This is a genomic window from Paraburkholderia sp. MM6662-R1 (assembly GCF_050436245.1).
In the GTDB taxonomy this organism is placed as follows: domain Bacteria; phylum Pseudomonadota; class Gammaproteobacteria; order Burkholderiales; family Burkholderiaceae; genus Paraburkholderia; species Paraburkholderia tuberum.
Genome location: NZ_JBNDLV010000001.1, coordinates 1,600,481 through 1,611,750 on the forward strand (window position 1 = coordinate 1,600,481; position 11,270 = coordinate 1,611,750).

Genomic DNA, 11,270 nt, shown 5'->3' on the forward strand with positions numbered 1-11,270 from the left:
GGCTGCAAAAGAACAGAAGCCCCATGCGCAATTCAACGCATGGGGCTTTTCTGTAGTGACGGATTCAGCGCTGAGGCGACGACTTACGCAATCCGCTCTTCATTCGCCGGATCGAACAACACCGCCTTCGACGTATCGAACAGCAGCGTCGCATTGTTCTCCGGTTGCGGGTTCGACGCCGGGTGCACGCGGCTCACCACGCGCTTGCCGTTGATCTGCGCGAACACCAGCGTGTCCGGACCAGTCGGCTCGATCACGTCGACCTTCACTTCGACCGGCTGCAGCTTCGAGTCGTCGCCGTGCGCGCCGCGCGCATCGGTGATGCGTTCCGGACGCAGGCCGAGAATCACGTTGTTGCCGACGTGCGAGCGCACCTTCGCCGAATCGAACGGCAGCACCAGCGCCTTGCGCGCGACGCCCGTATCGAGTTCGATGCCGACGCCCGAGCCCTGCTCGACCAGCTTGCCTTCGATGAAGTTCATCGGCGGTGCGCCGATGAAGCCCGCGACGAACAGGTTCGACGGCGAGTCGTAGATTTCCTGCGGCGCGCCGAACTGCTGAACGATGCCGTCCTTCATCACCGCGATGCGGTCGCCGAGCGTCATCGCTTCGATCTGGTCGTGCGTCACGTAGACGATCGTCGTGCCGAGGCGTTGATGCAGCAGCTTGATTTCCGAGCGCATCTCGATGCGCAGCTTCGCGTCGAGGTTCGACAGCGGCTCGTCGAACAGGAACATCACCGGATCGCGCGCGAGCGCGCGGCCCATCGCGACGCGCTGACGCTGGCCGCCCGACAGCTGACCCGGCTTGCGATCGAGCAGATGCTTGATCTGCAGCGTGTTCGACACACGCTCGACGATCTGCGTCTGCTCCTGCTTCGGCACCTTGCGGATGTTCAGGCCGAACGAGATGTTGTCGCGGACCGTCATCGACGGATACAGCGCGTACGACTGGAACACCATCGCGATGTCGCGATCTTTCGGCGACAGGTTGTTGACCGTCTTGCCGTCGATCTGGATCTCGCCCTTGGTCACGGTTTCGAGACCGGCAATCATGTTGAGCAGCGTCGACTTACCGCAGCCTGAGCCGCCGACCAGAATCAGGAACTGGCCGTCTTCGATGTCGATGTTGACACCCTTCAGAACCGGCACCCCGTTCGGGTAGGTCTTGTACACGTCACGGATGGAAAGGCTTGCCATGCTGTGAATCCTCTAGTCTCTGGTACTGCTTGAAAACGTCTTGTCAGGCGACGACGGCACGCGTTCGGTGAAACGCCGTCGCTCCAGGGTGATTTAGCCCTTCACCGCGCCCGCGGTCAGGCCGCGCACGAAGTAACGTCCGGCGATGATATAGACGAGCAGCGTGGGCAGCGCCGCGATGATCGCGCCGGCCATGTCCACGTTGTATTCCTTCACGCCGGTCGAGGTGTTGACGAGGTTGTTCAGCGCCACGGTGATCGGCATCGAATCGACGCCGGAGAACACGATACCGAACAGGAAGTCGTTCCAGATCTGCGTGAATTGCCAGATCAGGCACACCATGAAGATCGGCAGCGACACCGGCAGCAGGATCTTCGTGAAGATCGTGAAGAAACCCGCGCCGTCGATCCGCGCGGCCTTCACGAGTTCAGCCGGCACGCTCACGTAGAAGTTGCGGAAGAACATCGTCGTGAACGCGATACCGTAGATCACGTGCACGAGCACGAGGCCGCTCACCGTGTTCGCCAGGCCGAGGATGCCTTCGAGGCGCGCCATCGGCAGCAGGATCGCCTGGAACGGAATGAAGCAGCCGACCAGCAGCATCGTGAAGATCGGATCGGCGCCGCGGAAACGCCAGTGCGTGAGCACGTAGCCGTTGAACGCGCCGATGATCGACGAGATCAGCACGGCCGGAATCACCATGCGCACCGAGTTCATGAAGAACGGCTGCATGCCGTCGCAACGCACCCCCGTACACGCGCCGCTCCACGCCTTGAGCCACGGCGCGAAGCTCCAGCTCGTCGGCGGCGTCAGCAGGTTGCCGGTGCGCAACTGGTCGATGTCCTTGAACGACGTCGACAGCATCACATACAGCGGGAACAGGAAGTACAGCGCGAACAGAACCAGAGCCGCGTAAATGACGGCACGGCTAATCGTCATCTTAGGCTGCATTGCGGGTGCTCCTCGATTCCAGATACATCAGCGGCACGAGCACGGCCACTACGGTAGCGAGCATCATGATCGACGATGCCGCGCCGACGCCGAGCTGCCCACGGTTGAACGAAAACGTGTACATGAAGATGGCCGGCAGCGACGTCGACGTACCCGGACCGCCGGCGGTCAGCGCGACGACCAGGTCGAACGTCTTGATGGTGATGTGACAAAGGATCAGCAGCACGGAGAAGAACACCGGCCGCATGCTCGGTATCACGATCTTGCGGTAGATGGTCGGCAGGTTCGCGCCGTCCATCTGCGCGGCCTTGAAGATCTCGCTGTCGACGCCGCGCAAGCCGGCGAGGAACAGCGCCATCACGAAGCCGGTGGACTGCCAGACCGCCGCGATCACGATACAGAAGATCGCCCTGTCCGGGTCGCCCAGCCAGTTGAACGAGAAGCTCGTCCAGCCCCAGTCGTGAAACACCTTCTCGATGCCGATGCTCGGCGTCAGAATCCATTGCCACGCGGTGCCGGTCACGATGAACGACAGCGCCATCGGATACAGGAACACGGCGCGCAGCGCGCCTTCGTTGCGGATCTGCTGATCGAGCAGGATCGCGAGCAACAGACCCAGACCGATGCAGATACCGATGAACGGAATGCCGAACCAGCCGAGGTTCGCGGCCGAAGTCCAGAACACGTCGTTCTGGAACAGTTCGCGATAGCGGTCCAGACCCGCGAACTCCCAACGAGGCATCAGCCGCGAAGTAGACAGCGACAGATAGCCGGTGATTGCGATAAAGCCATACACGAAGATCAGGCTGATCACGACGCTGGGTGCGAGCACCAGCTTCGGAATCCAGCGATCGGCAAGGGCCGCCATGGGCGACGTGCGGCGGGTGACGGTGGCCGTTTTCCCGTTCCCGCTGATGGAAGCAGTCACTACTCGACTCCTGCTGAAACTGTACCGTCGGGCTGCCCGTGCACGCATGGCGCGGGACCGCGACGGTCTGGGTGTGACTCCATGAAACCAGGGTGAGCCGCGTGGCGCCGGACTGCGCTGCGAACGAAAGCAGCTCGAGGTCCGACTCGACACGGCCCGAAGGGCGCGCCCGGTGCTTCGGATGCAAGCCGCCGGGCGCAACACTTCGTACTTACGCTTACTTGGTCTTCGCTGCCTTCGCGAGAGCCTGAACCGCGGTCTTCGAATCTTCCTGCGAATTCATGAACTTCGTGACGACGTCGGAGATCGCGCCTGCCGCGGCATCCGGCTGAGCCATGCCGTGAGCGAGCGACGGCACATAACCGCCGGCCTTGATCGCGATCTGCTCATCCGCGTACGACTTCTTCGCGCAGTCGTCGAACTTGTCCATCGGCACGCCGAGACGCACCGGGATCGAGCCCTTGTACAGGCTGAACTGCTCCTGGAACGCCGGCGACATGATCGTCTTCGCGAGCGCGAGCTGGCCCGGCGTCGCGGCCTTCTGGCCCTTCTGCTGGAAGAACACGAACGAGTCGACGTTGAACGTGTAGGCCTTCTCCGTGCCCGGCACCACGGCGCAGACGTAGTCCGTGCCCGACTTCTTGCCGGCGTTGGTGAATTCGCCCTTCGCCCAGTCGCCCATGAACTGCATGCCGGCCTTGCCGTTGATGACCATGGCCGTCGCGAGGTTCCAGTCACGGCCCGTGCGACCCGCGTCGAAGTAGCCCTGGATCTTGCGGACCGTGTCGAACACGCCGACCATCTTGTCCGAGGTCAGCGTCTTCTCGTCGAGGTCGACGAGCGCCTTCTTGTAGAAGTCCGCGCCCTGCGACAGCACGACGTCTTCCCACAGCGTCAGGTCCTGCCAAGGCTGGCCGCCCATCGCGATCGGCTGGATGCCCGCGGCCTTCATCTTGTCGGCCACCGCGAAGAACTCAGGCCACGTGGTCGGCACCTTGCCGCCGGCCTTGTCCAGCGCAGCCTTGTTGATGTACAGCCAGTTCACGCGGTGCACCGAGAAGGGAGCGGCGACGTAGTGGCCGTCCGCGCGAATGATCTTGTCGATTTCCGGCGGCAGGTTCTTCTTCCAGTCGCCCGCGACCGAGTCGATCGGCACCAGCACGCCCTGCGAAGCCCATTCCTGGATCAGCGGACCTTTGATCTGCGCGGCGCTCGGTGCGTTGCCCGAGATCACCTGCGTCTTCAGTGCCGTCATGGCAGCCGCGCCAGCGCCGCCCGCGACCGCGAAGTCCTTCCACGTGTAGCCCTGCTTCGTCATGTCGTCCTTGAGGACGCCGACGGCCTTGGATTCGCCGCCCGAAGTCCACCAGTGCAGCACTTCGAGAGACTCGGCGGCCTGCACGGCCGACACGCCACACATCAGACCCGCAGCGCACAGAGCGCCCATGATCGCGCGAAATTTCATTGCTTATCTCCTCCAGACACCTGAACAAAAAAACGAATGGCCCCTGATGTCGCCAGGGTGCTGTGGTTGGTTCAAACAGGCAAAACACCGGCGATCGAGCACGGTCGGGCGCATGCGCGAGGGCATGTGCCGGCGGACCGATGTCCGGCCGCTGGACGCTCAAGAGGTGAGTGGTTCGGGATGCAACTGACTGTCTCCTCTTTTGATTTTTGCCTGCCCGCATCGCGCTGCAGACTCGAGGTACCTCATACGCCAACTCGACGCCAGCCTGACGTCGGCTGCGGGCAACGACCCCGCAAGCCCGTCGACTCCCCGGCTTTCCGTAAGGTCCGCCGGCACCCTGCTGGCGCGTACCGGAAGGCGTTGTCCCATTGTCCGTCAGCGTGCCGGGGACGCCCGCCGAGTCGCAAAAAGCGTGCATTCCGTCAGTACAGCGCACGCTCTTTTTTCATCGAATTAGCGCTACCTCTTGATTTGGATTGTAGTTAAACTACAATTCAGTGTCAAAAAATATTTTATCGGACTACGGTCGCTCTTCCGGGGCGCTGCGCGTGCAGTGTCCGATCAGCGCGGCGGCCCTTCAGGACATCGACGGAGACTCATGCATACCGACACAAGCTTCATCTTCGTTCTCTTCGGCGGAACCGGCGATCTGTCGATGCGCAAGATCCTGCCCGCGCTGTTCGAGGCGCACCGCGCGGGCGGCATGCTCGCCGACAGCGGCAAGATCGTGGCGCTCGCGCGGCACGTCGAGGATCGCGGCGAGTATCTGCAGTGGGTCGACGGGCACGTCAAGCCGCATGTGTCGAAGAACGGCCTCGACGAAGCCGCGTGGACGAGCTTCCTCGCGCGCATCGAGTTCGTGAAGATCGATCTCGGCAATCCGGATGACTTCGCGCAACTGCGCGACGCGATCCAGGAGATGCCCGGCATCCGCGTGTTCTATCTGGCGACGGGTCCGTCGCTGTTCGTGCCGATCTGCCATGCGCTCGCCGCGGTGGGCCTGAACCACAACGCGCGCATCGTGCTCGAGAAGCCGCTCGGCTACGACCTGAAGTCGTCGAACGCAATTAATGATGCGGTCGGCGAAATCTTCGCGGAAGAACAGATCTACCGGATCGACCATTACCTCGGCAAGGAGCCGGTGCAGAACCTGCTCGCGCTGCGCTTCGGCAATGCGCTGTTCGAGCCGCTGTGGCGCCGCGAGTGGGTCGAAAGCATCCAGATCACGATCGCCGAGGAACTCGGCGTCGAAGCGCGCGGCGACTTCTACGACAATACCGGCGCGCTGCGCGACATGGTGCAGAACCACCTGTTGCAGTTGCTGTCGATCGTTGCGATGGAACCGCCCCACTCGATGGATTCCGACTCGGTGCGCGACGAAAAGCTGCGCGTGCTGCGCGCGCTCAAACCGGTCGAGCCGCAGGACATCGGCAAGGTCGCGGTGCGCGGCCAGTATCATTCGGGCGTGATCCGTGGCAACACGGTCCCGGCCTACGCGACCGAGCACGGCGTGAAGCCCGATAGCTCGACCGAGACCTTCGTCGCGCTGAAGGTCGAGATCGGGAACTGGCGCTGGGCCGGCGTGCCGTTTTTCCTGCGCACGGGCAAGCGGCTCGCCGATCGCGTCGCCGAGATCGTCGTGAATTTCCGTGCGGTGCCGCATTCGGCGCTTGGCGCGTCGGCGCTGCGCGCGGGCGCGAACCGCCTCGTGATTCGTCTGCAGCCTAACGAGACGATTCGTCTGTACTGTCTCGCGAAGCAGCCCGGCGAGGGTATGAACCTCGCGAGCGTATACCTCGATCTCGCGTTCGACCGGTTCTTCCGCGAAGGCCAGATGGAGGCCTATCAGCGGCTGCTGCTCGACGTGATCCACGGGCGCCTCGCGCTGTTCGTGCGGCGCGACGAACAGGAAGCCGCATGGCGCTGGGTCGAGCCGATCCTGAACGAGTGGAAGGCCTCGACCAAGCCGCCCAAGCCGTACGCGGCGGGCACGTGGGGACCGGCCGCGGCGAGCGCGATGCTCGCCCAGCACGGCACCTGCTGGCTCGAGGAAGAGAATTGAGTTTGATGAATTGATGGACGGCGCCGCGCGCGATGAACACCTCGGCGCGCGGCGCCGGCAACACCACCGACGAACTGAACGGAGTCGCGCCGGTATCGCGTCATGCGTTTGCAGGCCACCCGCCTTGCAGGCGTCGCGCGAGAGTAGTCAGGCTGATTCCGAAGACCTAACAAGAAAGCAGCACGGAGGAGAAGTGATCGAGCTTCACGCTTTCGACGACCAGCGCGCCCAATCCGACGCGCTGGCGAAAGCGGTGGGCGACGCGTTACATGCGTCGCTTGCCGCACAGGCGGCCGGCACCGGCACGTCAACCCCGCTCGCGCGCCCGGCCATGCTGGCCGTGTCCGGCGGCAGCAGCCCGCGTCCGTTCCTGCAAACGTTGTCGACGCAGACGTTCGACTGGCCCCGCATCGCGATCACGCTGGTCGACGACCGCTGGGTGCCGGAGACCGATAGCGCGAGCAACGCGCAGCTCGCGCGCGCCACGTTGCTGCAGAACGCGGCGCAACACGCGACCTTCTGGCCGCTCGTCGACACCACCCAGGATCTGCATTCGCACGTCGCCGCGCTGAACGCGGACGCGCGCTTTGCCACGGCGCCCGACGTCGCGGTGCTGGGCATGGGCGAAGACGGCCATACCGCGTCGATCTTCGCCGACGCGCCCGAATGGGATCACGCGATCAACACGACCGAGCGTTTCGTCGCCGTGCATCCGGGCGCGGCGCCGCACGCGCGCGTGAGCTGGTCGCTGTCCGCGCTGAAGGACGTGAAGCATCTGTTTCTGCTGATCGCAGGGCCGCGCAAGATGGACGTGCTCAACGCCGCGTCCGCCGCGCTACAAAAAAATGCCATCTCGCAGCTGGCAAACGACAAGGGAGTGAGACTCGATGTCTACTGGTGTGCAAACTAAAGCTGTGCCGGGCGCGGTCCAGCACGCCGATGGACCGAGGCTGCTTGCCGACATCGGCGGTACCAATGCGCGTTTCGCGCTCGAGACGGGCCCCGGCGAAATCGGCTCGGTGCAGATCTATCCTTGCGCCGACTACCCGAGTGTCGCCGACGTCATCAAGAAGTATCTGAAGGACACGAAGATCGGCCGCGTCAATCACGCGGCGATCGCGATTGCGAACCCGGTCGACGGCGACCAGGTCAGCATGACCAATCACGACTGGACCTTTTCGATCGAAGCGACGCGCCGCGCGCTCGGCTTCGACACGCTGCTCGTCGTCAACGACTTCACCGCGCTCGCGATGGCGCTGCCCGGCCTCACCGATGCTCAGCGCATGCAGGTGGGCGGTGGCCAGCGCCGGCCGAACAGCGTGATCGGCCTGCTCGGCCCCGGCACCGGCATGGGCGTGTCGGGCCTGATTCCCGCCGACGACCGCTGGATCGCGCTCGGCAGCGAAGGCGGCCACGCCACCTTCGCGCCCGCCGACGAGCGTGAAGATATCGTGCTGCAGTACGCGCGCAAGAAGTGGTCGCACGTGTCGTTCGAACGGGTGGCCGCGGGGCCCGGCATCGAGGTGATCTATCGCGCGCTCGCCGGCCGCGACAAGAAGCGCGTGCCGGCCAGCGTCAATACCGCCGATGTGGTCAAGCGCGCGCTCGAAGGCGAGCCGCTCGCGGCCGAATCGGTCGACGTGTTCTGCGGCATTCTCGGCACCTTCGCCGGCAATATCGCGGTGACGCTCGGCGCGCTCGGCGGCATCTACATCGGCGGCGGCGTCGTGCCACGCCTCGGCGAGTTCTTCGCGCGTTCGTCGTTTCGCCAGCGCTTCGAGGCGAAGGGCCGCTTCGAAGCGTATCTGCAGAACGTGCCGACCTATGTGATTACCGCCGAATACCCGGCGTTCCTCGGCGTATCGGCGATTCTGGCGGAGCAGCTGTCGAACCGCGCGGGCGGCAGCTCGTCGGCGGTGTTCGAGCGGATTCGCCAGATGCGCGACGCGCTGACGCCGGCCGAGCGCCGCGTCGCCGAACTCGCGTTGAACCACCCGCGTTCGATCATCAACGATCCGATCGTCGATATCGCGCGCAAGGCCGACGTCAGTCAGCCGACCGTGATCCGCTTCTGCCGCTCGCTCGGCTGCCAGGGGCTGTCGGACTTCAAGCTCAAGCTCGCGACCGGGTTGACCGGCACGATTCCGGTCAGCCACAGCCAGGTCCATCTCGGCGACACCGCGACCGACTTCGGCGCGAAGGTGCTCGACAACACCGTGTCCGCGATTCTGCAATTGCGCGAGCATCTGAACTTCGAGCACGTGGAACGCGCCATCGACCTGCTGAACGGCGCGCGGCGCATCGAGTTCTACGGACTCGGCAATTCGAACATCGTCGCGCAGGACGCGCACTACAAGTTCTTCCGCTTCGGCATTCCGACCATCGCGTACGGTGACCTGTACATGCAGGCGGCCTCGGCCGCGCTGCTCGGCAAGGGCGACGTGATCGTCGCGGTGTCGAAGTCGGGGCGCGCGCCCGAGCTGCTGCGCGTGCTCGACGTCGCGATGCAGGCCGGCGCGCAGGTGATCGCGATCACGTCGAGCAACACCCCGCTCGCGAAGCGTGCGACGGTCGCGCTGGAAACCGATCACATCGAGATTCGCGAGTCGCAACTGTCGATGATCTCGCGCATCCTGCACCTCGTGATGATTGACATTCTCGCGGTCGGCGTGGCGATTCGGCGCGCGGTGCCGAGCGACGACGTCGCCGAGACGCTCGAGAAAGCGCGCGAAGGCGCCGACGACGACGCGACGGCCGTGCTCGACTGGCTCAGTCACGGCGCTGCGTCGTCGGCGCGCGACTGAGCCTCCGCTCACGGCTGTCCCGATCCGCTCGCGGTGAACGAACCCGCGGCGTGTGCATCGTCTTCGATGCGCCCGCCGCGGGTTTTCCTGTTTGGGGGCGCGAAAAGCGACCGATAATAGGCGCTCTATCTCCTGGCCGAACCGCTTTGCCATGATCATCCGCCCGCATCTCCACTGGTTTCACATGCTGCTTGCGTGGCGCGGCTCGGTGCTGCCGCAGTTGCTGCCGCGGCTCCTGCTGATCTTCTTCATCTCGATCATTGCGCTCGCCGCACACGATCATCTGCTGCCCGTCAGCCTGAACCTGAACTCGATCGCGCCGTTCTCGCTGGTCGGCATTGCGCTTGCGGTGTTTCTCGGCTTTCGCAACAACGCGAGCTACGACCGCTGGTGGGAGGCGCGCAAGCTGTGGGGGCAGTTGCTCAATGAGTCGCGCTCGCTGACGCGCGAGGCGCTGACGCTGCCGTCGCGCGAGTTGCCCAAAGAAGAAGCCGCCGCGTTTCTGGCGATACTGAGCGCGCTCCCGCATGCGCTGCGTCATCAGTTGCGCAAGACCGAACCGCGCGACGACCTTGCCGCGCGGCTGCCCCGCGCACTGTTTGAACGTGTGATTGGATCGCGCTACAAGCCAGCCGCGCTGTTGCTGTGCCTCGGCGAATGGGTGCAGCGCGCGGCACGCGCGGGGGCGCTCGATCCGATGGCGGTGCTCGCGTTCGACCGCAATCTGAGCGGGCTGTCGGATGTGATCGGCGGGTGCGAGCGCATCGCGTCGACGCCACTGCCGTTCGCGTATTCGGTGATGATCCACCGCACCGTGTACTTCTTCTGCGCGTCGCTGCCATTCGGACTCGTCAATAGCATCGGCATTTTCACGCCGGTGTTCGCGGTGTTCGTCGCGTACACGTTCATGGCGCACGAAGCGATCGCGTCGCAGCTCGAAGAACCGTTCGGCACCGACGACAATGACCTCGCGCTCAACACGATGTCCGCGATGATCGAGGATGCGATGCGCGATCTGCTCGGCGAGCCGGCGCTCGCGCCGCCGCAGCCGCGCGAAGACCGTTATCGATGGGATTGAATGCGCGGTGGGCCGCGCCGCTCGGCGGCCGTCAGTGGTTGCCGGCCGTTTCGGAAAGCCGTTTGATCGTCGCGACGCGCGCGCCGATGATGTCGATACGCCCGTGCTCGTCGACGAGCCGCGTCGACGCCGTCAGATACGCGCTCCACGCGCGTTGCGCGCGCACGAGCGTCGGCCGCGATTGCGCCGGCATCTTCGATTCGAGCACACGGTAGTAGCGGTTCAGATCGAACATCGCGTGTTCGCAACGCGCGTCGGCGTTGCAGGCGCGCGGCCGGCGCGGCGCCGGACCGTTCGCATCGGCGAGCGCGCTGCGCAGCGCGAGCGCGCGGTCGCGCACCGGTTGCAGCTGCATGTCGGCTTCGGAAAGCACGTACATCGAACCCTGGGTCGTGGCGAAGACCGCGGCAAGCAACTGCTTCTCGGCATCGCGCGACGCGAGCCAGCTCGACTGGCTCCTTTCCCACAGCCTGCGCCGCGCGGGCGGCAGCTTCGCGAGCAACTGCTGGTACGCGTTGTCGACCGCGACCTTCCAGCCGATGCGCGCAGCGTCCATGCACTGCACCTGCCCCATCGTCGTCGACATGTCGGCGCGCGCGAGACATGCGCGCATCGACGCGTCGATCGGATCGGCGGCGGCCACCTCGGCATGCGCCGCCGGACTCGCGATGCCGCCGAACACCACCGTGCCGGCCGCCAGCGCGAAGACCAGCACGCCGGCCCCGCGCCGCCAGCGGCCGATCGCTGCCAGGCCCGGCAGAAACGTCACCCACCCCATCG

General features: G+C 64.8%; 9 protein-coding genes. 4 read left to right on the plus strand and 5 right to left on the minus strand.

All coding sequences use genetic code 11. The features are described 5' to 3' along the window. Window positions 1-83: 83 nt before the first annotated feature. The 4 genes from OKW39_RS07580 to OKW39_RS07595 all read right to left on the minus strand — a co-directional run bounded on the left by OKW39_RS07580 (window position 84) and on the right by OKW39_RS07595 (window position 4,543). Window positions 84-1,199 carry an ABC transporter ATP-binding protein gene (locus OKW39_RS07580; protein ID WP_090803468.1) on the minus strand — a complete coding sequence of 372 codons (1,116 nt, stop codon included), beginning with the start codon at window positions 1,197-1,199 and terminating at the stop codon, window positions 84-86. A 93-nt stretch (window positions 1,200-1,292) separates the two neighbouring features. Beyond that, window positions 1,293-2,150, minus strand: coding sequence for a carbohydrate ABC transporter permease (locus OKW39_RS07585; protein WP_167368627.1), 858 nt, complete (start codon window positions 2,148-2,150; stop codon window positions 1,293-1,295). Beyond that, window positions 2,140-3,078 (minus strand): carbohydrate ABC transporter permease, encoded by a 939-nt coding sequence (locus OKW39_RS07590; RefSeq protein ID WP_187614129.1) that lies wholly within the window; start codon window positions 3,076-3,078, stop codon window positions 2,140-2,142. The genes OKW39_RS07585 and OKW39_RS07590 overlap by 11 nt, the downstream gene beginning before the upstream one ends. Before the next feature lie 217 nt (window positions 3,079-3,295). Continuing rightward, complete coding sequence (locus OKW39_RS07595; protein ID WP_090803463.1) at window positions 3,296-4,543, minus strand: ABC transporter substrate-binding protein; 1,248 nt, start codon at window positions 4,541-4,543, stop codon at window positions 3,296-3,298. Window positions 4,544-5,144: 601 nt separating this feature from the next. Between OKW39_RS07595 and zwf the strand changes: the two genes are divergently transcribed. The 4 genes from zwf (at window position 5,145) to OKW39_RS07615 (ending at window position 10,490) form a co-directional block, all read left to right on the plus strand. Further along, window positions 5,145-6,608 (plus strand): glucose-6-phosphate dehydrogenase, encoded by a 1,464-nt coding sequence (zwf, locus tag OKW39_RS07600; protein WP_429562358.1) that lies wholly within the window; start codon window positions 5,145-5,147, stop codon window positions 6,606-6,608. A gap of 193 nt (window positions 6,609-6,801) precedes the next feature. Then, window positions 6,802-7,518: a 6-phosphogluconolactonase gene (pgl, locus tag OKW39_RS07605; protein WP_090803460.1), complete on the plus strand. Its 717-nt coding sequence runs from the start codon at window positions 6,802-6,804 to the stop codon at window positions 7,516-7,518. Further along, window positions 7,496-9,412: a bifunctional transcriptional regulator/glucokinase gene (locus tag OKW39_RS07610; protein ID WP_429562359.1), complete on the plus strand. Its 1,917-nt coding sequence runs from the start codon at window positions 7,496-7,498 to the stop codon at window positions 9,410-9,412. The genes pgl and OKW39_RS07610 overlap by 23 nt, the downstream gene beginning before the upstream one ends. Window positions 9,413-9,563: 151 nt before the next feature. Then, the gene (locus OKW39_RS07615) at window positions 9,564-10,490 is read left to right on the plus strand and encodes a bestrophin family protein (protein ID WP_429562360.1); all 927 of its coding nucleotides are present in this window, start codon (window positions 9,564-9,566) and stop codon (window positions 10,488-10,490) included. A gap of 31 nt (window positions 10,491-10,521) precedes the next feature. On the opposite strand, the gene OKW39_RS07620 is transcribed toward OKW39_RS07615, so the two are convergent. Further along, window positions 10,522-11,268 (minus strand): lysozyme inhibitor LprI family protein, encoded by a 747-nt coding sequence (locus OKW39_RS07620; protein WP_429563469.1) that lies wholly within the window; start codon window positions 11,266-11,268, stop codon window positions 10,522-10,524. Window positions 11,269-11,270 lie beyond the last annotated feature (2 nt).

Coding starts and splice junctions, on each gene's coding strand:
- OKW39_RS07585 (WP_167368627.1), bottom strand. CDS start 2,150: ATGCAGCCTAAGATGACGATTAGCCGTGCCGTCATTTACGCGGCTCTG.
- OKW39_RS07595 (WP_090803463.1), bottom strand. CDS start 4,543: ATGAAATTTCGCGCGATCATGGGCGCTCTGTGCGCTGCGGGTCTGATG.
- OKW39_RS07580 (WP_090803468.1), bottom strand. CDS start 1,199: ATGGCAAGCCTTTCCATCCGTGACGTGTACAAGACCTACCCGAACGGG.
- OKW39_RS07610 (WP_429562359.1), top strand. CDS start 7,496: ATGTCTACTGGTGTGCAAACTAAAGCTGTGCCGGGCGCGGTCCAGCAC.
- OKW39_RS07615 (WP_429562360.1), top strand. CDS start 9,564: ATGATCATCCGCCCGCATCTCCACTGGTTTCACATGCTGCTTGCGTGG.
- zwf (WP_429562358.1), top strand. CDS start 5,145: ATGCATACCGACACAAGCTTCATCTTCGTTCTCTTCGGCGGAACCGGC.
- OKW39_RS07620 (WP_429563469.1), bottom strand. CDS start 11,268: ATGGGGTGGGTGACGTTTCTGCCGGGCCTGGCAGCGATCGGCCGCTGG.